General features: G+C 39.2%; 23 protein-coding genes and 1 tRNA gene. 11 read left to right on the top strand and 13 right to left on the bottom strand.

Annotated features, from left to right (window positions below):
- Positions 1 to 111 precede the first annotated feature (111 nt).
- The 9 genes from gatA to ACFSR6_RS11325 all read right to left on the bottom strand — a co-directional run bounded on the left by gatA (position 112) and on the right by ACFSR6_RS11325 (position 8,469).
- A complete protein-coding gene (gatA, locus tag ACFSR6_RS11365) occupies positions 112 to 1,530 on the bottom strand; it encodes an Asp-tRNA(Asn)/Glu-tRNA(Gln) amidotransferase subunit GatA (RefSeq protein WP_379078803.1) in 1,419 nt (472 codons plus the stop codon).
- Positions 1,531 to 1,548: 18 nt separating this feature from the next.
- Positions 1,549 to 1,749: a Sec-independent protein translocase subunit TatA/TatB gene (locus ACFSR6_RS11360; protein ID WP_029986031.1), complete on the bottom strand. Its 201-nt coding sequence runs from the start codon at positions 1,747 to 1,749 to the stop codon at positions 1,549 to 1,551.
- A gap of 11 nt (positions 1,750 to 1,760) precedes the next feature.
- On the bottom strand, positions 1,761 to 2,123 hold the full coding sequence (locus ACFSR6_RS11355; RefSeq protein ID WP_379078801.1) for a Sec-independent protein translocase subunit TatA/TatB: 363 nt from the start codon (positions 2,121 to 2,123) through the stop codon (positions 1,761 to 1,763).
- Between the two features lie 40 nt (positions 2,124 to 2,163).
- Positions 2,164 to 3,459 carry a murein hydrolase activator EnvC family protein gene (locus ACFSR6_RS11350; RefSeq protein WP_379078799.1) on the bottom strand — a complete coding sequence of 432 codons (1,296 nt, stop codon included), beginning with the start codon at positions 3,457 to 3,459 and terminating at the stop codon, positions 2,164 to 2,166.
- 190 nt (positions 3,460 to 3,649) lie between these two features.
- A complete protein-coding gene (locus tag ACFSR6_RS11345; protein ID WP_379078797.1) occupies positions 3,650 to 4,441 on the bottom strand; it encodes a DUF4292 domain-containing protein in 792 nt (263 codons plus the stop codon).
- Positions 4,419 to 6,116: a tetratricopeptide repeat protein gene (locus ACFSR6_RS11340; RefSeq protein ID WP_379078795.1), complete on the bottom strand. Its 1,698-nt coding sequence runs from the start codon at positions 6,114 to 6,116 to the stop codon at positions 4,419 to 4,421. The genes ACFSR6_RS11345 and ACFSR6_RS11340 overlap by 23 nt, the downstream gene beginning before the upstream one ends.
- Before the next feature lie 31 nt (positions 6,117 to 6,147).
- Complete coding sequence (gene dut / locus ACFSR6_RS11335) at positions 6,148 to 6,579, bottom strand: dUTP diphosphatase (RefSeq protein WP_379078793.1); 432 nt, start codon at positions 6,577 to 6,579, stop codon at positions 6,148 to 6,150.
- 56 nt (positions 6,580 to 6,635) lie between these two features.
- On the bottom strand, positions 6,636 to 8,117 hold the full coding sequence (locus ACFSR6_RS11330) for a lipopolysaccharide biosynthesis protein (protein WP_379078790.1): 1,482 nt from the start codon (positions 8,115 to 8,117) through the stop codon (positions 6,636 to 6,638).
- 79 nt (positions 8,118 to 8,196) lie between these two features.
- Positions 8,197 to 8,469: an acylphosphatase gene (locus ACFSR6_RS11325; RefSeq protein ID WP_379078787.1), complete on the bottom strand. Its 273-nt coding sequence runs from the start codon at positions 8,467 to 8,469 to the stop codon at positions 8,197 to 8,199.
- 275 nt (positions 8,470 to 8,744) lie between these two features.
- Between ACFSR6_RS11325 and ACFSR6_RS11320 the strand changes: the two genes are divergently transcribed.
- Positions 8,745 to 9,110 carry a hypothetical protein gene (locus tag ACFSR6_RS11320; protein ID WP_379078785.1) on the top strand — a complete coding sequence of 122 codons (366 nt, stop codon included), beginning with the start codon at positions 8,745 to 8,747 and terminating at the stop codon, positions 9,108 to 9,110.
- Between the two features lie 239 nt (positions 9,111 to 9,349).
- Entirely contained in the window at positions 9,350 to 10,351 is a 1,002-nt protein-coding gene (locus tag ACFSR6_RS11315; RefSeq protein WP_379078782.1) for an aldo/keto reductase, read from the top strand.
- Between the two features lie 242 nt (positions 10,352 to 10,593).
- Here ACFSR6_RS11315 and ACFSR6_RS11310 read toward each other — a convergent pair whose 3' ends face one another.
- The 3 genes from ACFSR6_RS11310 to ACFSR6_RS11300 form a co-directional block, all read right to left on the bottom strand.
- Complete coding sequence (locus tag ACFSR6_RS11310; protein ID WP_379078779.1) at positions 10,594 to 11,550, bottom strand: NAD(P)H-dependent flavin oxidoreductase; 957 nt, start codon at positions 11,548 to 11,550, stop codon at positions 10,594 to 10,596.
- Positions 11,551 to 11,555: 5 nt separating this feature from the next.
- Entirely contained in the window at positions 11,556 to 12,716 is a 1,161-nt protein-coding gene (locus tag ACFSR6_RS11305; RefSeq protein ID WP_379078776.1) for an amidohydrolase family protein, read from the bottom strand.
- Between the two features lie 74 nt (positions 12,717 to 12,790).
- Positions 12,791 to 12,863, bottom strand: a tRNA-Thr gene (locus ACFSR6_RS11300).
- Between the two features lie 351 nt (positions 12,864 to 13,214).
- Between ACFSR6_RS11300 and ACFSR6_RS11295 the strand changes: the two genes are divergently transcribed.
- From ACFSR6_RS11295 to ACFSR6_RS11280, 4 genes are all read left to right on the top strand, one after another.
- Positions 13,215 to 13,529, top strand: a complete 315-nt coding sequence (locus ACFSR6_RS11295; protein ID WP_379078773.1) for a hypothetical protein — start codon at positions 13,215 to 13,217, stop codon at positions 13,527 to 13,529.
- A gap of 76 nt (positions 13,530 to 13,605) precedes the next feature.
- Positions 13,606 to 13,917 (top strand): hypothetical protein, encoded by a 312-nt coding sequence (locus tag ACFSR6_RS11290; protein ID WP_379078771.1) that lies wholly within the window; start codon positions 13,606 to 13,608, stop codon positions 13,915 to 13,917.
- A gap of 86 nt (positions 13,918 to 14,003) precedes the next feature.
- Complete coding sequence (locus ACFSR6_RS11285) at positions 14,004 to 14,318, top strand: hypothetical protein (RefSeq protein WP_025145420.1); 315 nt, start codon at positions 14,004 to 14,006, stop codon at positions 14,316 to 14,318.
- 69 nt (positions 14,319 to 14,387) lie between these two features.
- Positions 14,388 to 15,719: a sigma-54-dependent transcriptional regulator gene (locus ACFSR6_RS11280; protein WP_379078768.1), complete on the top strand. Its 1,332-nt coding sequence runs from the start codon at positions 14,388 to 14,390 to the stop codon at positions 15,717 to 15,719.
- Here the strand turns inward: ACFSR6_RS11280 and ACFSR6_RS11275 are convergent, their stop codons facing one another.
- The gene (locus tag ACFSR6_RS11275) at positions 15,720 to 18,197 is read right to left on the bottom strand and encodes a hybrid sensor histidine kinase/response regulator (protein WP_379078766.1); all 2,478 of its coding nucleotides are present in this window, start codon (positions 18,195 to 18,197) and stop codon (positions 15,720 to 15,722) included.
- 136 nt (positions 18,198 to 18,333) lie between these two features.
- Here ACFSR6_RS11275 and ACFSR6_RS11270 point away from each other — a divergent pair, with 136 nt between their 5' ends.
- From ACFSR6_RS11270 to rlmN, 5 genes are all read left to right on the top strand, one after another.
- A complete protein-coding gene (locus tag ACFSR6_RS11270; protein WP_379078763.1) occupies positions 18,334 to 19,023 on the top strand; it encodes a helix-turn-helix transcriptional regulator in 690 nt (229 codons plus the stop codon).
- 270 nt (positions 19,024 to 19,293) lie between these two features.
- Positions 19,294 to 19,830 (top strand): DinB family protein, encoded by a 537-nt coding sequence (locus ACFSR6_RS11265; protein WP_379078760.1) that lies wholly within the window; start codon positions 19,294 to 19,296, stop codon positions 19,828 to 19,830.
- 118 nt (positions 19,831 to 19,948) lie between these two features.
- Positions 19,949 to 20,470, top strand: a complete 522-nt coding sequence (locus ACFSR6_RS11260) for an NADPH-dependent FMN reductase (protein ID WP_379078757.1) — start codon at positions 19,949 to 19,951, stop codon at positions 20,468 to 20,470.
- A 27-nt stretch (positions 20,471 to 20,497) separates the two neighbouring features.
- Positions 20,498 to 21,472 carry a 23S rRNA pseudouridine(2604) synthase RluF gene (gene rluF / locus ACFSR6_RS11255; protein ID WP_379078754.1) on the top strand — a complete coding sequence of 325 codons (975 nt, stop codon included), beginning with the start codon at positions 20,498 to 20,500 and terminating at the stop codon, positions 21,470 to 21,472.
- An 89-nt stretch (positions 21,473 to 21,561) separates the two neighbouring features.
- Entirely contained in the window at positions 21,562 to 22,617 is a 1,056-nt protein-coding gene (gene rlmN / locus ACFSR6_RS11250) for a 23S rRNA (adenine(2503)-C(2))-methyltransferase RlmN (RefSeq protein WP_379078750.1), read from the top strand.
- Positions 22,618 to 23,122: the final 505 nt, after the last annotated feature.

The raw sequence follows: 23,122 nt of genomic DNA, 5'->3' as shown, positions 1-23,122 counted from the left end.
ATGGTATTGAAATAAAATTAAGCCGTAACCTTCCGTTACCGATCAAAAATCAGTAAAAGTTTTGCTACGTTTTTTTTGACAGCTACTGCATACAGCTCAATGAGCTGATGCCTATTTTAAAAATGCCTGAGAAAAAGCTAAAAGCTGATCTTCCTCAAAATGTTTGGCTATAAATTGAATACTTAACGGTAAACCCGCTTCATTATTGCCTAAAGGCAGCGCAATAGCCGGATTTCCGCTCAGGGATGGTAGCACGGTAAAAATATCGGCCATGTACATCACCAGCGCATCCTGCACATTATCTCCAATTTTAAACGCTGCCGTTGGTGCCACAGGAGAAAGGATCAGGTCATAATCCTGGAATAATGCATCCATTTTTTCTCTTATAAGACGGCGAACCTGCTGTGCTTTCTGGTAATAGGCATCGTAATATCCGGCGCTTAAAACAAATGTTCCTAAAAGGATACGACGTTTTACCTCCTCGCCAAAACCTTCTGCACGTGATAATTTATAGAGTTCGTTTAATGATTTTGCTTCGGTATTGCGATGGCCATAATGCACACCATCATAACGCGAAAGGTTGGAAGAAGCTTCGGCCGTGGTTAAAATATAATAGGCCGGAACCAGGTAATCTAAAAGGTCAAAAGATACATATTCAATGCTGTGTCCGTCTGCCTTTAGTTTTTCGATTGAAGCTAAAATAGCCGATTTAATTTCAGGATCAAGGGCATCGCTCTCGATGGTTTCTTTTAAAACCGCTATTTTTTGTTTTTTATATGTGTTTAAATGTGCAGGATAATCGGGAACAGCCAAAGGTGAAACCGTTGAATCGTGCTCATCAGCGCCAGCTAAAACCTGTAAAAGCAAAGCGGCATCTTCAACCGATGAAGTAATGGGACCAACCTGGTCGAATGATGAGGCATAGGCGATAACGCCATACCTCGAAATACGGCCATAAGTAGGTTTCAGGCCAATCTGCCCACAAAAAGCTGCGGGCTGCCTTACCGAACCTCCCGTATCTGTACCAAGGGCAGATAAACACATATCGGCCTGAACGGCAACAGCTGAACCTCCGGATGAACCACCTGGAACAAGCTCGGGGTTTGCTGCATTTTTAACAGCCCCATAATAAGAAGTTTCGTTAGAGCCGCCCATAGCAAACTCATCACAGTTTAAACGTCCTATAATAATGGCGTCTTCCTGTAACAAACGTTCAACAACGGTTGATGAATATGGAGATACAAAGCCTTCGAGCATTTTTGAAGATGCGGTTACCACATGGTCTTTATAACAGATATTGTCTTTAATACCAATTACCATTCCTGCAAGCTTACCTGCTGTGCCTTCGTCTATCTTCTGCTGTATCGCCTTTGCCTGAACCTCGGCCGAATAAAAAAACACCTCGTTAAATGCATTGAGGTGTTCTTTATCTTTAATCTGCTTAAAATAATAAGCTAGTAAATCGGGTAAGGTTAATTGCTTTTGCGAAATGAGTGCTTGAATCTCTTTTAGAGAGCTGTACTTCTTCAAAACTAAAAATTATTGCAATTAAACGGTTTTATCACGGTTAGACGGATCTACCTGATCGCCATCAACACCATCCTTACCGTCTTTAAATTCTTTAACACCTTTACCTAAACCTCTCATCAGTTCAGGAATTTTCTTACCACCGAATAATAACAAAACCACTACCGCGATAATGATAATTTCAGGTGTTCCAAGCATTGCTGCTATTGTTGTATTTAACATAACTTTTTTGTTTAAACTTTTTGATTGTCTGCTACATTTTTTTCATCAACGGGAGTACCTGCTTCAGCATGCGGTGTACTTGCCGCAGCATTTTCGTTAACAGGACTTTCTTCTGTTGGGTGGTGACGTTGATTATGGTTGTTTACCGCTGTTTCTTCCGCTTCTTCTTTATCTAAATCCATTGCATTAATATTTCTGTGGATCTCGCGCTTCACCCCTTCCGACGCATCTTTAAACTCTCTGATCCCTTTTCCAAGTCCTCTTGCCAGCTCAGGCAGTTTTTTACCGCCGAACAACAACAGAACTACTACTAAAATGAGTACGATCTCCGATCCCCCCATGTTTAAAAACTCTAATAACGTGCCTTGATACATCACTGATATAATTTATACAAATATAAACAATTTAAAAAATCTATTTACTAATCCAGGCTTCAGGGTTTAGAGTGGCCTGCCCTCTCCTGATCTGGAATTTCAGGATGGCATCATCCCCTGTGTTGGCCACCACCCCTATTGCCTGTTTGGTATCAACCTGCTCATTCACACTCACACTTACCGATCTCAGGTTCTGGTAAACGGTAAAGTATTCACCATGGTTAATCAGCACCACTGTTCTGCCCATAACTACCTGTACTGCGGCTACTTTACCTGCAAACACTGCCCTAACGGTTGCCCCATCACTTGTGGTAATATCCACGCCATCATTGGTATAGGTGGCCTGGTCTACCTTGTGCAGACCAAAGCGCTCGGTAATGGTTCCGGTTGCAACCGGCCAAGGCAGTCTTCCCCTGTTGTTTTCAAAACCTGCTGATAACCTGGCAGCCTCAGGTGTGGCTGTAAGCAATTCTGCTGTTGATTTTGATTTGGCAGCAGGTGCTGTTGGTGTTGCCGGCGCCGGCCTGTTTTCAGCTTTTGCCTTTGCTGCAGCAATACGCGCTTCCTCCGCTGCTTTTCTCCTGGCCTCTTCTGCCGCTTTTCTCCTCGCTTCTTCAATTGCCCTTTGGATGGCCGCACTAATGGCTCTGTCTATCTGTGCCTGTTGTTTTTTACGGGCTACAATATCCTGTTTAAACTGCTTTTCGTCTTTACTTAGCTTGCTTAATACAACAGACTGTTCATTTTTATCTTTCCCCAAACGCTCACGTTCCCTTTCCTGTTCTTTCAACAGGTTACTTTTTTCCTTTAGGGTTTTATCCAAAACCCTGATCTTTCCATTAAGATCATTTTGGGTATTTTCGATATAACCTGCCTGTTTTTTCCTATACTGGCTAAATTGCTGTAAATATTTTATCCTTTTATATGCCTGGTTAAAATCTTTTGAAGCAAAAATAAACATCATCTTATCGTACGCATTCCTGTTCCGCTGTGCAAAACGGATCATACCTGCATACTCTTTTTTAAGGTCGCCCAACTGGCCCTGCAACGTATGTACGGTATTGGTGTTCTGAGAGATTTGGTTATCAAGATTTTTTATTTCAGAATTGATTGTTCCGATTTTATCCTGGCGCAACCTGATCTGGGCATTTATGGTATTAATCTGCTGCAGGGTCAGTTTTTTACCATTGGCAGTTTTGTTCAGATTTTTCTGAAGCTGTTCAATTTCACGCTGTATTGCTTCTTTTTTCCTTCTCAGCTGACTTTCTGTTTGTGCAACGGCCGAAAGGGTTAACACGCTAAAAAAAAAGATAAATAGGAATTTGTGTAGCTTCATTGAGCCAAAAGTATAAAAATTTTGCAGTAAAAAATATTAAAATCGAGATACTAAAGTCATAATTAACTATTAAAGAACAGTCTTCACTCAATCTTCATATAATGCAAAGATTATCAAAAGTGCTGTGTTTATACAACAACAGCTATCATTGGCAAATTACCAATTTAAATAAATAAAGATTAAGATTAATCTATTTTATAACCGAAAATCTCTTTGGAACATTAAACGGAAAATCGACAGGAACATTGCCATCAATTTTAACAAACTGCAAATCTATGTTTATTTTTTTTGCTTTCGACAAGGTTTTGATCTGTAATGAGCCAGGGAATAAAGATTCGTTCAGTTTTTGATAATCAGAATAGGTCACCTTTAAAGCCTGACCGTTTTTAACATCGTTTAAATTGGTTTCGGCAACCTTTAACAAGGTATTAAAAAGCAATTTATAATCAAGGTCTTCTTTGCTGCCCGATACTATCCAAGCACCGTTTTCAAGTTTAAGATCAGATTGCGGGGTTAAAAATTCGCCCATGGCATTGCCGGTTAAAACGGCCTGCAAAGTATTAAAATTTACCTGTTTGTTGGTGAAATTATAAATATAGCTGAAAGGTTTTTTAAGGTATTCGTTTTTCAGGCGGTTCATGATCTTGATGCTATCAGGTGTAATCAATGCCCTGGCCACTTCGGCCAATCCCCCCAAAGCAGTAACACTTACCCAGATGGTTTCCTTGTCTTTCATTTTAAAATTCATGGTTACATCGTTTGCATCGCCACCAATATCGAGGCTTGCCTTGGCTTTTAATGAAAGGGTATTAAACTTCAGCTGTTTGCTATTTAACAACGTTAGGGTTTCTGCTTTGGAATTATCGGTTTTAGATTCCGATTGGGTAGGCGGGGCAACCACAATTTCTTTTTTAGGCTTACACGCTGAAACAAAAACAACTGCTCCCAATAGGAATATGCTACTTAAAATATTTTTTTTCATTTATCTTTTTAATTAATACTTCTGATCCGTTTCCTGCTTCTTTTGCTTTTTGCCATTGGATTAATGCAGCATCCTTTTCGCCCTTCATGAAAAGTATATCTCCAAACCGCTCCAGATAAACACCGTTTTTAGCGCTATTGTTTTGCAAGGCCTTCTCAATCCATGTTTTTGCCAGATCATACTTTTGCTGTTTAAACAGTACAAAGGCATAAGTGTCGGCAACTGAAGGGTTGTTTGGCATTGCAGTGGCCGCCGTTTCGGCATATTTTGCCGCTTTGGCCAGATCTTCACTTCTTAAGGCCAGGTAGTAGGCATAATTATTCATGATGAGGTAATTATCTGGTTCTAAAGAAATGGCTTTTTCGAATGCGGTTTTAGCGGCCTGAAAATTATTCTGGTTGATGTAAATATCGCCCTGCAAAGCATAAATCTGTGCCTGCAAACTTTTATTCTCTACATCCAGCTGTAGCGAAGTTTTCAAATTGCTCAACGCGAGTTCATATTTTTCGGTTTTATATAGCGCATAAGCCATATAATAATACAAACTGGCCTGGTTTGGATAAATGGTTAAAGCTTCATCACCAACTTTAATGGCATTTTCGTAATGGCCCAGCAAAGTCTGGATATTGATAACCTGCTCCCAAACGGCATAAACCTGCTCGTTAAGCTTTAAAGCAGCCTGGTATTGTACAAGAGCTTCTTTCAGGTTGTTTTGCTGATAAAGCACATCACCATAAAGTGCCAAAGCCTTAGCATCACTCGGATTTTTTTCGGCAAGCAGTTTACACAGCTCTGTTACGTTTTTTGCAACAATGGGCCGGTTCAATTCCAGGAATAACGACATAATGATTTTAACTTTTTCGGTTAAGGGCATTTCGCCGCTTTCGAAAGCAAGTTTTAATGAAGCAAAAGCTGCTCCTTCATTTTTCTGTTTGCGGTAAATATCGGCGAGGGCAAGGTTTACCTCAAAGTTATTCGGTTCTAACTGTTGCGCCTTAAGCAGCACTTTTAATGCTTCCGGATCATTCCCTTTCTGTAATAGTAAACCAGCTGCATATAAATAGTTCTTTACATCGGCCTGGTTGCCTTCCAATAATTTTACAATATCGCTTTCGGTAGCATTGCCGTTAGATTGCAGTCGCTTTCTGGCATTTACCAGATCTCTGGAATCGCCGAATTTACTTTCAATTTCATCATAGGTTTTTCTGGCGGCATCGAGCTGGTTAGCTAAAAACTGGGCATTGGCCTTATCAAAATAATAGCCATCGTTTTCCGGATCGAGACGGATCAACTGGTTAAATACATCGATCAGTTCGGGCATTTTATTGGTGCGTTTATATACCTCTCCGAGTAAACGCCAATACCATAAATTGTCAGTGTTTAGTTTAATTGCCTGCTTTATGTGCTGTTCGGCTTCCGGCAGCTTGTCTAAACGCAGGTCTGTATTGGCCAGCTCGAAATAGGCTGCATGGTTATTAGGATCCAATCCAACAATTTTATTGAAATTGGTAGAAGCAACAACGTAATTTTCTGACATTTTCTCACGCAGACCAGCAAAAAACAATTGTTTTACAACATTGCTGTCGCGATTGGTAGCTGGCGCAACTACTCCTTGGCCAAAGGCCTGAAAGCTAACTAAAGCGGCCCCGATAAGAAAATGTACCTTGTATTTCATATCATTTTTACATCAAAAGTTAACTCCAAACTTATTTTCCCGTATGTCCGTAACCACCGTCACCTCGAGCCGTTCCGCTTAGTTCTGTAACCGGCTGCCAGCTAACAGTTTCGTGTTTGGCCACTACCATTTGGGCAATCCTATCGCCATTAACGATTTTAAAATCTGTATCTGATAAATTTACCAATAAAACTTTTATTTCGCCACGGTAATCGGCATCTATTGTACCTGGCGAATTTACAATGCTAATGCCATGTTTATAGGCCAGTCCACTCCTTGGCCTGATCTGCGCTTCGTAACCAACCGGTAACTCGATAAACAGACCTGTTGGCACCAATAAGCGCTGCAAAGGTTTCAGTACTATTTCTTCTGCTATTGAAGCCCTAAGATCCATGCCTGCCGCATGTGCAGTTTCATATTGAGGAAGCGGATGCCCAGATGTATTGATGATTTTTATTTCCATTTTATTAGATATGAGATTGGAGAGGTGAGATTGGAGACAATTACCAATCTCGATCATTACCTTTTAAGTATTTTCAACAAATCTTTCCTTTCGAAATAAGCAATACCTGCAACAAATGCAATTAACAGGGCATTGCCAACATATATGTTTTTATTAAATACAAAAAACGAAAAGAATACAATTATTGTTGAGATAATTAAATAGGATAAAATCTTTTTAAGGTTATAAGGAATAGGGTAATATTTCTGCCCGAGAACATAAGATAAAACCATCATTACAAAATAAGCCAGCATACTTACCCAGGCAGATCCCATATAGCTAAACCTTGGAATTAAAACAACATTGAGTACGATTGTAATCACAGCTCCTGCCACAGAAATATAGAGTCCGAAACGAGTCTGATCGGACAGACGGTACCAGATAGACAGGTTCATATAAATGCCGAGGCATACGTAACCTAACAACAAATAAGGAACTGCCGGTAAGCCTACCCAATACTCTTGTTTACGGATGAAAAATTTCAACAGTTCAATATTGGCAATAATGGCAATAAAGAGAACAGACAGGGCAATTACAAAATATTTCAAAATTGTAGCATAGGTATCTCTTGCATTTTTCTCTTTTGCATGGCTAAAGAAAAACGGCTCGGCACCCAACCTGAAAGCTGTAATGAAAATACTTAAGAAAATAGCTATTTTACACACCGCGCCATAAATTCCAACCTCTCCATCGGCAATTTCAGGTGGTAATAGTTTTTGAAGTACTATTTTATCCAGGTTTTCATTTACGATAAATGATAAGTTCGCTACGAGAATTGGCCAGCTGTAAGAGAACATATTGCTAAAAAGTTTGCTGTCAAAACGCAACTGCAGCTTCATAAATTGAGGCAGCAAATAAATCAGGGTAGCAACCGAAGCAATAAGGTTGGCTACAAAAACATAACCGATCCATTGATACCTATACCATGATACAAACCATTCTGAACCTACCCAATGGTGTTTTATGATGGCAGGAATCAGGTAAATGAATATAAGGTTAAAACCAACAAAGCAACCGATATTTAAAAATTTGGCAATACTATATTTAAATGGCTGCCCATCAGCTCTCAACTTAGCAAAAGGAATTACACAAATAGCATCAACAAAAAGTATCCATAAAAAGAAACTTACATATTGCTTATAATCAGCAATTTCGGATGTTTTGGTTGCTAAATAAGCCGCAATCGAAGAGGAAAAAATTAATCCTGTAATTAAGAAAAGTGTTGAAATGAAAGCAATGCACAGAAATGAATTATTATACACCTGTTGCTTTTTATCTTCAAATTTATTTAAATACCTAAAATAGGTACTTTCCATACCAAAAGCCAGAACTGCATTGATTAAAGATGCATTGGCATACATATTTGTGAAAATGCCATAAACACCCTTTTTATAAACACCTGTATAGATAGGTGTGAGGATAAAATTGAACAACCTGGAAAAAACGGTACTGATACCATAAACCATGGTCTGCCCAAGAAACTTTTTATATACCGACATTTAATATTGAGATTTGAGCATTGCGTATTGAGATAAGCTCCATTAGCGGAACACTATAGCAATCCAACAATTCAGCAATTTATTTCCTTAAAACTTCAAAATTACGATAGTTTTTTACTTCACCATCGCTCACCGCCACATTTTCTACACGAGAGCGGTCAGGCCCCTCATGGCACCAGTTTACAAATTCCTCCAAAAAAATTTCTTCACCTTCTGCTTCGATATAAACCGATCCATCTTTTTCGTTCCTTACAAAACCATTTACCATCATTTGGTTGGCAATAATTTTAGTAGTTTCCCTAAAACCAACGCCCTGCACTTTACCCGTTATTGTTATATTGAGATGTTTCATTTATTTGCCGCAAAGTTGAAATATTTTAAAGCTGTAAAGGTAAATGAATTATCACAATTCTTCAGCACATGTTAAAAACGGCATCGAACTGATTTAGTGAGGTTGCAGGTTATGCTATTTTGCACGCTGGTTTCGTATTTTACCACCAAAATATTTATAAAAAACGGGAATTACCCACTAAGCCGAAAGCTATAATTAGACTGGTTATCATTAACACTAATTTTTCCGGAATAGGACAACATTTAGGTAATTTGAATTTTAAAACGGAGACCATAATGAGTGTACATATAGGATTGATGATCTGGAAGGAAATGAAAACCAAAGAGATTTCTGTTTCCATGTTCGCAGAAAAAATGGGCATTAGCAAAACCAAGGCGCAGGAAATCATCAATAGCTCTACCCTGGACGTTTCCTTGCTTGCCACTGTGAGTGAAATACTGGGCTACAATTTTTTCAGCTATTACGAAAAGGGCAAGCTGTTATCCCAGCTCAATCAAAAGGAAAAACAAGCATCGGCAGAAGAGATCAAAAGACTTAAAAGCCTGCTAACCGAGAAAAACAAAACCATCGAACTTAAAGATAAAATCATTCAAAATCTATCACAAACTGTTTCTTTACTCGAAAAAGTACAGTACCGTTAATTGGGGAGGCAAAATTCCCTCTGAAAAACAATTTTATCCCAAACATATTGCGACATTAATGATGACATGTCCAATTACATTGAGATTTTTGGCTGTCAATATTAAAATTGCTCCCCTCAACAATTTATCCACGAATTTCTGATCCCTTTAAGTCTTTTGAAATAACAGGTGGCAACAGAATGGTTATAAGTTGTGTTTTCATTGTAATACCTACATTTGAGTAATAAATTATAATCACTATGAAATACAGAAAACTTGGAACAACAGACGAGCAGCTATCTGCACTTGGCCTTGGCTGCATGGGCATGAGCTTTGCCTACGGACCTGCAAATGATAAGGAAAGTTTGGCAACCCTGGAGAAAGCACTTGATCTTGGTATCAATTTCTGGGATACGGCCGATATGTATGGCGATGGTGCCAATGAAGAATTGATCTCCAAAATCCTGGTACCCAACCGCAACAAGGTATTTATCGCAACAAAATTCGGTTTTCGTTTTAAGGATGGAGTAGCGGCACCCAGCAGCGCTGTAGGAGCATATTTTGATGGCTCGCCGGCCTGGATAAAAATTGCAGTTGAACAGAGCCTGAAACGCCTGAAAATTGAAACTATTGATCTTTACTATGCGCATAGGGTTGACCCTAATGTGCCCATCGAAGAAACAGTTGGTGCCATGGCCGATCTGGTAAAAGAAGGAAAGGTGCGCTATCTTGGATTAAGCGAGGCTTCTGCGGCTTCTATCAGGAAGGCCCAGGCTGTTCATCCGATTGCAGCACTGCAAAGTGAATATTCGCTGCTATCCAGGGATGTTGAAAATGGCATATTGCAAACAACCCGCGAGCTTGGCATTTCACTTGTGCCCTATTCACCTTTGGCAAGGGGCCTGGTTACCAATACGCTTGATATCAATACTCTTGCAGATGATGATTTTAGGAGGACTTTGCCACGTTACCAGCAAGAAAATATAGGGAACAACAATAAATTAATAACGGAATTTGCCGCGTTTGCAGCTTCCAAAAACTGCACACCTGCACAACTTGCACTGGCCTGGGTTTTGGCACAAGGTGATGACATTATTCCTATACCTGGAACCAAGAAAATAAAATACCTGGAAGAGAATGCTGGCGCGACCGAAGTTGAACTAACCGATACTGATCTTACAGAGATTAATGCGCTTATTAAGCAATATCCTGTAATTGGTGAGCGATATAGTGATGCTGCAATGAAAATGGTTAACCACTAAGTAAAGCAACCCGAACAAAGAGGTTGTATCATTAATACTGAATTGTCATCCTGAGCTTGTCGAAGAACCTGTTTTAAATGTCTTAGGCCGTTTCGACAGGCTCAACGTGACAAATTCGATTGAATTACAATTTATGATACAACCCCTTGATTTTTTAAGATCATCTATGTGGAATAAGCGATTAATTAGTCCCTAAAACCAAAAATATACCAGTACTATATAAACATTTGACAAATGTTGTTTTAGCGATCCAATTCGTTTTGCAGTTGTGTAAGGCGGGCAATTTCTATCTTAAATTCCTGCCATATTTCTTCGAGTATAACCTTTGCAGGTTTAATTTCATTCAGCATTGCCGAAACCTGGCCTATTTCTAGTTCTCCGTTTTCCATATCACCTTCAAACATACCCAGTTTTGCTCTGGCCCTGCCTAATAGCTCTTTTAAACGTTCAGGACCCGCACCATCGGCCTCTGCAAGCGAAACAGCATCGGCAAATTCGTTTTTTAATAACCTTACCGGAACGAGCTTTTTCATCGCCAGTTTGGTATCGCCCTCGGTCGCTGAAATAATTTTATTTTTAAATGCAGGATGGGCTGACGACTCTTCTGAAACGGCAAAAGCCGAACCCACCTGAACGGCATCGGCGCCTAAAGCAAAAGCTGCCAGCATGGCTTTTCCACTCCCAATGCCACCTGCAGCGATAACAGGAATCCGGACGGCCGCTTTAATCATCGGGATTAAACATATGGTAGTTGTTTCTTCCCTGCCATTATGCCCTCCTGCTTCAAAGCCCTCGGCAACAATCGCATCTACGCCAGCTTCCTGGGCTTTTATGGCAAATTTTGTATTCGCAATTACATGAACCACCGTAATACCCTTTTCTTTTAAAAAACTGGTCCATGTTGCAGGGTTACCGGCAGAAGAAAATACAATTTTTACCTTCTCTTCAACTACCACATCAATAATTTCCTGAATATTAGGATAAAGCAATGGAATATTAACACCAAAGGGCTGATGCGTTGCTAATCTGCATTTTTGGATATGTGATCTTAAAACTTCAGGATACATCGAACCTGCTCCAATAATACCAAGGCCTCCTGCATTAGAAACTGCCGAAGCCAGTCGCCAACCACTACACCAAACCATTCCGGCCTGAATAATAGGGTATTTAATATTGAATAGTTTACAGATGGGGTTCATATAATTTAAATTAGCCTTTTTACCTGGTCATTTTCAATTTTAAAATCAGCCGACAGCTGGATTAAATTCAATCCTGGCTTTTTACCCACTTCTATTGTTCCTAACTGCTTGTCGAGCGCTAAAAACTCGGCTCCGTTTACAGTTGCCCAAGTCAAAAGTTTTTCAAAAGCAACCTGCTTATGTTTCTGCAGGGTGCGCATTTCTGATAGAATATTAAGCTGATGGTTGCTGGCTAAACTATCTGTCCCCAGGGTAATCTTTACGTTTTCGTTAATTAACAGATCAACGTCGGGTAAAGCATTTTCGATATATAAGTTGGCCTGCGGACAAAGACACCAATATAAATTAGTATTGTGTTCTTTAGCAAAAGAGATATCTGCCTGGTTTGAAACAGTATTGTGCACAAGCAACGTTTTCTGTTCTTTAATATTGGGCAACCAGCTCTGTAAAGACGTTTTATTGGTTGGTTTGAAGAAAGTAATATCCAACCCCAAAAATCGATAGAGGTCTAAGAAACCGCCTGTTTTGTTTTCAAAAAAAGCATTTTCATCTTCTGTTTCCTGATTATGAACACTAATCATGGTATTATCTTTTTCTGCCTCTTCCCTTATTAATTCAAACAATAACGGTGATACTGAATATGGCGCATGCGGGACAATAGAGGCGGCCAGCGGTTTAAAGTCCTGCCTAAGCCCCTTTACGGTATCCATGATGACACCAGCACGTTCAGGATTAAAGCCCATGGCTTCTATAAAGGTATGGTAATGGATTTTGCTGTTCTCTTTTATTTCTTTAGACGAAATTTGGTTGGAAATATCGCCAACAGCCACAATCCCATTATCGAACATTTTTTGATCGGCCGCTTCCATTGAAGCTTTAATCTGCGCTGCATCGCCATGCCTGCTTTTTATAATGCTTTGCACAAATGCGACCAAGCCGGTATGCTCGGGAATTTGCCCCAGCATGTGCGAAAGTTCCAAATGGCAATGGGTGTTAATAAAACCCGGCACAATAGCCCCCTTAAGATAAACTACATCAAGGTTTTTAGCCTCATCAGCAGATAATACCTGCTGTATTTCACCCGTCGCATTTACGGCAACTACACCATTTTTAATTGGCGGACTACTTACCGGAAAAATCCAATCGGCAGAAAAGTATTTAAGCATACCTGCAAAGTAAGCTGATTACGCCAAGCCGTCAAAATATTTTAAGGAAAATAGAATGGGAAGGAAAATAAAAGAGCCTCCTATCGGAATCGAACCAATGACCTACTGATTACAAGTCAGTTGCTCTACCAGCTGAGCTAAGGAGGCTTTTATTCGGGCTGCAATGATAGAAAAAAATCTTCTTTTTTCAAAAATTGAAATTTATTTTTTGTGCTGCCAAATTTCAGTCCTGTCAGATTTTACCAGATAGCCAAAGGATTTTCAAAATCCATCAGCTGGTAACATCTCATGGCACAAGAACACCAATTATTAAAACTCACAAATAACTGCAAAACTTGTAGTCATTCACCACAAAGTGTGGAGAAAGTCCACAACATCAAAACTTTGGCACAGAATCAATTTGTTGTAAATCAATTACTTAATAAAAAAATTTCGTTTGGCATCATTATGAAACATTAGCAAGTATTGTTACACAAATTAAATTTTAAAATATATACTATGAAAAAATTCGTTTTAGCAGCTACAGTATTAGCATTAGCAGGATTCTCAGCAGTACAGGCAAGTGAAGTAAAAGATTTTAAAACTACTGCAATTATTGCAGTTCAAGATAGCGCAGTGAAAACTCCGGTTAAATTGGAAGAATTACCTGAGCCGGTAACAACCGCATTAAAATCTGATGCTTACAAAGGCTGGACCGCTACTGAAGCTTGGTCAGTTAAAGAAGGTACCAAAGAATATTATTTGATTAACGTTAAAAAAGAAGCTGAAACTGGTTCAGTTAAAATTGATAAAGACGGTAAACCAGTTCAATAAGCAATATAAGATTAGCGCTCCGCAATCAACAAGTATTTAAACAAAAATTATCAATCATATTTTAAAATATCATATCATGAAAAAGATTTTTTTAGCCGCTACATTAGCATTCGCAGGATTTACAGCAGTACAGGCAAGTGAAGTAAATACAATCAAAAACACTGCAGTTGTTGCAGTTCAAGATAGTGCAGTTAAAACTCCTGTTAAATTAGAGGAATTACCTGCACCGGTAACAACCGCATTAAAATCTGATGCTTACAAAGGCTGGACTGCTACTGAAGCCTGGTCAGTTAAAGAAGGTACAAAAGAGTACTATTTAATTAACGTGAAAAAAGAAGCAGAAACAGGTTCTGTTAAAATCGATAAAGACGGTAAACCAGTTCAATAGTCCAAAGTAAAGAAGTAAATACACCCTAAGGTATAATCAATATTAGCGCAGCCTCCGGGCTGCGCATAAACTAAAAAAGAAACAAAATGAAAAAATTAATTTTATCAGCTGCGTTCTTAGCTTTCGCAGGATTCTCAGCAGTACAGGCAAGTGAAGTAAAAGATTTTAAAACTACTGCAATTGTTGCAGTTCAAGACAGTGCAGTAAAAACTCCGGTTAAATTGGAAGAATTACCTGAGCCGGTAACTACAGCATTAAAATCAGATGCATATAAAGGATGGACCGCTACTGAAGCTTGGTCTGTAAAAGAAGGTACTAAAGAGTACTACTTAATCAATGTTAAAAAAGAAGCGGAAACCGGTTCAGTTAAAATTGATAAAGACGGTAAGCCTGTTCAATAAAACTCAAATAATTACATCTACCTATTATAAGAAAGCCGGATTATGTCCGGCTTTTCTTATTTTTGTTACATGGCGAGAATCCTGATTTTAGAAGACGATACCACATTTGCTCAATTACTTGACGGTTTTTTAACAAAAAACGGTCACGAGGTCACCCTCGTAACCCAGGTAAAGCAATCATTTAAGCAAGTTGAAACCAATGCATTTGATTTACTTTTAATTGATTACCGCCTGCCAGATGGAACCGGATTTGAAGTACTTACTCACCTTCGCGATCTGGGTCTTTCTATACCGGTAATCATCATGACCAGCTTTAATGATGTGCGGACAGCGGTAAAATCTATTCAATTGGGCGCTTTTGATTACATTACCAAACCGGTTAACCCGGATGAATTATTAATGGTGATCAAAAATTCTTTAGCTAAAAAGGATTTAAAAAGTGTTGAGCCAAAAGAAACAAACAGTGATTTTATAAAAGGTAAAAGTGCAATTGCAGATAAACTGTATGAACACATCAATTTGGTAGCACCAACAGACATGTCGGTCATTATACAGGGCGAAAGTGGCACAGGGAAAGAGTTTGCAGCCAGGACCCTGCACCAGCAAAGTAAACGTGCTGATAAACCATTTGTTGCAATAGATTGTGGTGCTTTATCGAAAGATTTAGCCGCCAGCGAACTATTTGGGCATGTAAAAGGGGCTTTTACAGGTGCCTTGAACGATAAAAAAGGTCAATTTGAGGCTGCCAATGGAGGAACTTTATTTTTAGATGAAGTTGGCAACCTGAGTTATGAAGTACAGATTAAATTACTCAGGGCATTACAGGAAAGGGTAATCCAGCCTTTGGGCAGTACCAAGCAGATTCCCGTTAATGTACGCATCATTACGGCTACCAATGATGATCTGGCCAATAGCATGCAACAGGGAGAATTCAGGGAGGATTTATATCATCGTTTAAATGAATTCAAAATCCAGCTTCCGCCATTGAGAGAAAGGGGCGGTGATTTGGAACTTTTCATCAACCACTTTATACAACTATCAAACCGCGACCTGGAACGAAATGTGAAAAGTATTTCTAATGAGGCAAAAGCACTTTTGCTGAGTTACGATTGGCCGGGAAATCTGCGTGAATTAAGTAATGTGATTAAACGTATGGTTTTATTAAGCCCGGGCGATGTTGCACAGATTGGTGCATTACCGGATGAAATGATGATTTCTGTCCACCACCAGTCTGCTCCAGGTAATTCATCCGATCTGAAGGCAGTTAACGAACAGAATGAAAAAGCCTTGATAACGGAGACGTTGATCAAAGTGAGGCATAACAAATCAAAAGCGGCAAAGATTTTAAATATCGATCGTAAAACATTATACGCCAAAATGGAACGCTATGGCATAGAATAATTACCCGGCACTAGCATAATCGATTTTTTCCATAAATGCAATTAAACCGTCCAATTTTCTGATCTGTAATAAAACTTCCGATTTAATATTTTCCGTTAAACCATTTCCGGCAATTTCCATTTCCAGGGAACGAAATACATTTGCCAAAGTTTTCGAGCCCATTTGTGCCATACGCCCTGCAAGACGGTGAACCAGTAACCTGGCCTGATCAGCGTCATCGTCGATTAAATGTTTTTTCAGCGCTGCAACATCATCTATAGAATCCTGTTTAAAACGACTCAAAATTTTATCCAACATTTGTTGGTCGCCAAAAGTCATTTTTTCTATAGAAGAGAAATCGAATTCAGGCTGCTCTGTTAAAATTTCTGTTTTATCAAATATAGATAGGATATCAACTGCCCTAAACGGTTTCATAATCAGGCCATCAAAACCCTCACTTAAAACCATTTCACGTTCTTCAGGCAGAACCTGTGCGGTAATGGCATAGAACTTAATATGCTTCGGCAATTTCTTTTTCAATAAATGGCAAAGTTCAAAACCTGTCATTTCGGGCATACGCATATCAACCAATACATGTTTTAAATCAGCTTCAGGTTCTGCATGTAAGATATCGGCCACCTGGGTAAAAGTCCTGAACGGGATTTTGTTTTTCTGAAAAATCATTCCACATAAATCGAGGATGAGTTTATCATCATCAATTACCCAAACCGTACCTGGGTTTACTATGGCATAATGTTCTAAATCTAATGTATCATTTATACGCTCGGTGGTATTTTCATATTTCATGTAAATGTTAAATGTGGTGCCAATGCCAGGTTTACTTTTAACATAAATCCTGCCTCCCTGTGTTTCGATCAGTGATTTAACAATAGGCAGCCCCAAACCTGTACCGGCCTGGTTGATAATATATTTCTCCGGAGATTCTATCTGCTCAAATTCATTAAATATTTTGGGGATATCTTTTTCTTCGAATCCTATCCCGGTATCCTTTATGGTAAAATGAAAGTGTAAATCATCCCCTTGCCTTTTATACGAAACCGAAAGTTTAATTTCGCCTTTCAAAGTAAATTTTACAGCATTACCCAATAAGTTAAATAAAATCTGTTTTAGCCTAAAGGCATCACCTTTTACAAACTCCAGATCATTAAGATCGAGCACTGTATTTAACTGAAGTGATTTCTGTTCTGCTAATGGCCGCATTACAGAAACTACCTCATCTAAAGCTTTTTTGATGTTGAATACCTGGTTATTGAAACTAAATTCGCCCGAAATAATCCGGTTGTAATCCAATACTTCATTCACAATCTGCAGTAAATGGATCGAGGATTGGTAAATGGCATCTACATCTTTTTTATTGGGTACATCCTGCTGGGTAATCAGCTCCGCATAACCTAAAATAGATTGTAATGGCGTTCTTATCTCATGGCTCATATTAGACAAAAACCGCTGCTTTGCCTTGCCATGGTATTCTGCTTCATCTTTGGCAAGTTCCAATGCCTTTCTATACCTGTTGCTTTTCGTAATATCGGCCAAAATTAGATACAGCAGAATTACTGTTAAGAGGAAAAAGATAATGATAATGGTGGTAATCTGCGTTATCCCATCGTTAACCACTTCCTTAGCCTGTATATCGTTTAAATCTACCTGGGCCATGGCTTGGCCTTCAACCTCTCGTAAAATCTGCAGCATTTTAGCCGTTAAGGCATTACTGGCGCTTGACAGATCAGCCTCGCGTTTTAAAAATTTCTGGCTTTTCTGACGTTGTTCCAGCTCGATATTCCTTAACGAGCCCGTCATGCTTTTCATGATGCTGTCTTCAGCCTTTGCATTTAAGGTATCGCGCTTAACCTTAAATTCTTCGTTGATGATTTTGTAAACATCAGATTTCTTCTTGCCAAAAAGTTTACTCAGGAAACCACGCGATTTTTGTTCTTCTTCAGGTGCAACCGTGGTGGTCGAAGTAGTAGTTTCGGTAGTTAATACAGCACTATCCGTTTGCCTTGCTCTTGTTGCCACCAGCTCATTTAATTTCCGCACCTCCTCAGAGAACGATTTGGTATTCACCAGTGTTTCCCTCACTTTAAGGTAGTTTATAAACTGTTTGTCGCGATCAGACAGTAAGTTTTTAATCGATTTTATCCTGGCCAGCTGGGCAGAGTCACCACGGTACAATTTCCTTAGGGTATCCAGGCTGGATCTTAATTTACGCGATTCTTTTAAAAAACTGTAAGTACCTTGTTTATTAAAAGCTTCATCGCGCTGCAACTGATCTAACCGTGCAATTTTATGCGAAAGATCATTTACAATCCTCAAACGATCGTTCGGGGCCGAAATTTCCTCAACGGTATCGAGCATCCGGGTGAAAGCGAACTTGCTGATACCCCATGCCAAAAGCAGCGCAAAACAGGCAAACAAGAAACCTATGATCACTTTACTTTTTATTGCACGGAAGAAACGCTTTTGAATAACAGCCGCCATTTAATTTAGATTATTAACTTAAAACCATTATAATAACGGTTTACGCTTAGAATTGATATGTTTTTATTTTACAAATAACGTACCACAAGAAAAATTGATTAAAAAACTTTAATTTTAATTGCCTAAAAAACATACTATGAACCGTATCGACCGCCTTTTTGGAATATTAACCCTGCTTCAATCCAAAAAATACATTACCGCAGAAAAAATTGCAGAAAGGTTTGATATGAGCATACGTACTGTTTATCGTGATATTAAGGCATTAGGTGAACAGGGCATACCGGTAAGTTTTGAGCAACATAAGGGTTATTACCTGGTTCAAGGCTATTTCTTACCTCCGGTTTCATTTAATATGGATGAAGCCAATGCCCTGTTATTGGTAGAAAGCCTGGTAAACGGTTTTGCAGACAATTCCATCCGAAGCCATTATTCTTCAGCGCTAACCAAGGTAAAAGCAGTATTAAAAACAAGTCAAAAAGAGAAACTCGAAACTTTAAATCAGCATATCAAATTGCAGATTCCTGAAAGATTGAGCTTCAACTTCGGATACCTGTCTCTTATTCAGCACGCCATCGGGGAGAAGCATTTGATTGAACTGGACTATAAAAATAATAAGGAAGAAGTAAGCAAAAGAGAAGTAGAACCAATTGGCCTCATTTTCTATGCATTTAGCTGGCACCTCATTGCCTGGTGCCACTACCGCAATGAATACCGCGATTTTAACCTCACACGGATTAACTGTTTAAAAAATCTGGGCATCCCATTCAGAAAAACCCAGCATATGCCATTAAGCGATTACATGCATCTGCTACCTGTAAATTATTAAACTATACACGTCACCCTGAATTTATTTCAGGGTCTATTCTATAAGAAAGATGCGGATCCTGAAGCTTCGGGACAGCATTACGATCGCATTAATAACGCAGTGGAATGGAGAGATCTACCTCGAGATAGATTTCTCGGCTGCGTTGCACTTCGCTCGAGATGACGATATGTTGAAATTATTTTTTTACGCTGCCATAGGGTTGTCAGTGACCCGTATTTTCTTTGTGTAAACAAACCTCAAAAAATCATGAGCATTGCTGATTTATTACTTATGGAATTACACACAATAGAAAAAACAAAGCAGAAAAATATGGACATTATTAAATTATTATTGAAAGAGTATGAGGCGGAATTTAATACCACAAAAAAATTCTTGGCCATTGTTCCGACAGATAAGTTTGGCTGGGCACCGCACGAAAAAAGCATGAAAATGAAATCGCTTGCCGTTCATATTGCCGATTTGCCAAGATGGGTTTCACTGGCTTTAACTACTGAAGGATTAGATTTCGAAACAGCGCCTTATGTAGAAGAACCTGCAGAAAATGCCGCTGATCTGGTTAAAATCCTGGAGAAAAATTATGCATTGGGAAAAGCAGAACTGGAAAAAGCAACTGAAGAAGACTTAAACGGCCGTTGGGTATTGAGGATGGGCAAACAGGTACTTGCCGATTACTCTAAATATGAAACCATTCGCCACTCTTTAAACCAAACTTCTCATCACCGTGCACAATTGGGGGTGTATTTAAGGTTGCTTGATATTCCTATTCCGGGAAGTTATGGACCAAGTGCCGATGATCAGAATTTTTAGTAGTTTATATTCTTAAATTAACTGTTGAAACCCTGGCGCGTTTTAACAGTTAATTTGAAATGACGATTGGATCACCGGTCTCACTTTAGAATTTACCTGCACTTTGCTATTTTTAGCAATGAAAAAAGTATTTGCAATTTCTGGCAGCACCAAATCTTCATCAACCAACGGGCTTTACATTTCGGCAATTAGCCATCTTTTGGGGAGAGATTTTGAGGTCTCTGTCTTCCCTACTATTGCAGATGTTCCACATTTCAACCCTGATTTAGATTTAGAAAACCAACCAAAAGTAGTCCGTGATCTTCGCGAAGCCCTCCGAAAAGCAGATGGCATTATCATTTCTACACCAGAATATGCGATGGGTTTGCCTGGTTCTTTAAAAAACCTGCTCGATTGGACGGTTAGTTCAGCATCATTATCCGGCAAACCTGTTTTAGCACTTGTTGCGTCTACGCAGGGCGAAAAAGCCTATCAGTCCATCATCGATATTTTAACCGTACTCGAAGCAAAGGTTTCTCCCCAGCTCATTTCCTTTGCAAAAGCAAAGATTAATCTCGATACCCAAATTACAGATCGGGAAACTTTAACAAAACTTAAAAATACTATTGATGCCTTTGTTACTGATATGGAAAATGGATAACACGATTTATTTCCGTAAAATTGCAGCATGAATAATAACTCTGCCACCCGTTTAAATAAATTCATCAGTGAAAGTGGATTATGTTCGCGCCGTGAAGCAGACCGTTATATCGAAAAAGGTACTGTTTTTATCAATGGAAAGAAGGCCAAAGTAGGCGACCAGGTTTTCGCAGGTGATCGCGTAATGGTTAACGGCCACAATATCGAACCTAAGGAAGAAAGTAATTTCATCCTGTTGGCCTTCAATAAACCCGTTGGCATTACCAGTACCACCGAATCCAGTGTCCGCGATAATATTGTAGATTACGTTAACTACAGCGAAAGAATATTCCCAATCGGCCGGTTAGACAAAGATTCGTCGGGCCTGATTTTCCTGACCAATAACGGCGATATTGTAAACAAAATTTTAAGGGCCGGAAATAAACACGAAAAAGAATATATAGTTACAGTCAATAAACCCATTACCGAAGATTTCATTTTCGGAATGAGTAACGGAGTACCTATTTTAGGGGTAAATACACGAAAATGTAAGGTTCGCCAGATCAGCACCTTTGTTTTCAATATTGTCTTAATTCAGGGTTTAAACAGGCAAATCCGCAGAATGTGCGAGCATTTTGGTTACGAGGTAAACAAACTAGAGCGTATACGGATCATGAATATCAGCCTTAAAGGTATTCCAACCGGAGAATTTAGGGAGCTTACCGAAGAAGAGATGAAAGCCATTACCAAAAGTATCGAAAACTCATCTTCTGAAGCTAAAACCAAAACAAAAGGTACTATCAGGAAAAAGGCCGATGTATGGGAGGAAATCCCTGAATTTAGAAAAGAACAGCCTAAAAAAGCATTCAAACCTAAACCATCAGTTCAAAAATCTTCTGATAGGAAAACAACAGGCCGTTCGGGCTCAAAACCTAGCGGCAAAAGTAATATCGCAAACAAAAATTCGAGGCCTGTAAAAGGTAAACCTGCAAATAAATCTAATTCAAGAAGCAGGGGAAGATAAGCCAACAAATTGTAAAATTTGGCATTATCTAATTAGCTTACACTCTCCGCCTTTTCACCTTCTACCTTTTTTAAGTACCTTTGCAACAAATGGTAACAGCAAAAAAAATCGATATTCGTGCATTAGATCTTCCCCAATTGCAACAGCACCTTGTAGCGATGCAACAACCTGCATTTAGGGCCAAGCAGATTTACCAGTGGCTTTGGGAAAAATCAGCTACGACTTTCGAACAAATGAGCAATCTATCTAAAGATCTTCGCAAGGCTTTGGACGACGCTTTCGCCATTAATGCTGTTCAGGTTAACAACTCTCAGTTCAGTAACGACCATACCATTAAAAATACATTTAAGTTAGCCGATGGAAATATTGTTGAAGGGGTTTTAATCCCTTTAGAAGACCGTATGACTGCCTGTGTGAGCTCTCAGGTGGGCTGTAGTTTAACCTGTAAATTCTGTGCAACAGGCTACATGGACCGTAAGCGTAACTTAAATGCAGACGAAATTTACGACCAGGTGGTATTGATTGACAAACAAGCCAAGCAGAACTATAATAACCCGCTTACCAATATTGTATATATGGGTATGGGAGAGCCCTTGTTAAATTATGCAAACGTATTGAAGTCTATAGAGCGTATTACCGCTCCTGACGGCCTTAATATGAGTTATAAGCGCATTACCGTATCTACAGCAGGCATTGCAAAGATGATCAAAAAACTGGGCGACGATGGTGCCAAATTTAATCTTGCGTTGTCACTTCATGCTGCTAATGATGAAAAGCGTAATGAAATTATGCCGATTAACGAGGCGAATTCGTTAAAATCTTTAGCAGATGCGCTCAAATATTATTTCGCTAAAACCAAAAATCCGGTTACTTACGAATACATTGTTTTTAATCATTTTAACGATGAGATTTCGGATGCCATGGATTTGGCCAAATTTTGTAAACATATTCCTTGCAAAGTAAACCTGATCGAATATAATCCGATTTCTTTTGCAGATTTCACAAATGCCGAAGGCGATAAAATTGATGCTTTTTCAAATTATCTGAAAAGCCAGGGGATTAATACCAACATCCGCCGTAGCCGTGGTAAAGATATCGATGCGGCTTGCGGGCAGTTAGCGGTTAAAGAAGAAGCAAGTAATTAGTCCCATGGTCTAATATTCCATTCATTAAAGTACAATCCTTAATTATTTATTGGAGCGCAATTTCCAGTTCTTTTGGGTGGGGTTCCGTCCTGCTGTAGGCTGCAATCCTTTTGGGGAACATTGCCGGTATAAGTAACCCCCTGTGTCCAAAAGGGATTTTCGCTGCCATCAGGGCTATTATTGAGGGGCCTGCTGCCACCGAATTTCTATCATCCCATTCATCACTAAAGGACTAAGGCACTTCCTTTAATCAAGCGATTTAACTGCCTTAACCCTCTTAACTCCTTAATGGTTTAAAACCTGCTTGAAGGAAAAAGACTAAAGTTACGCTTTGGTCTTTCTGCTTTGGACTTTAAGCTTTAGTCTTTCTGCTTTGGCCTTTCCACTCAAAACACCCCTAAAACAAGAAGACCCTTCATCATTTCTGATAAAGGGTCTCTTTTAAGATCTGGCACCGACCTACTCTCCCACGTGTTACCGCAGTACCATCGGCTCTGGTGGGCTT

It is taken from the genome of Pedobacter vanadiisoli (assembly GCF_042684385.1).
GTDB classification, from domain to species: domain Bacteria; phylum Bacteroidota; class Bacteroidia; order Sphingobacteriales; family Sphingobacteriaceae; genus Pedobacter; species Pedobacter vanadiisoli.
This window is presented reverse-complemented; position numbering and strand designations above follow the sequence as displayed.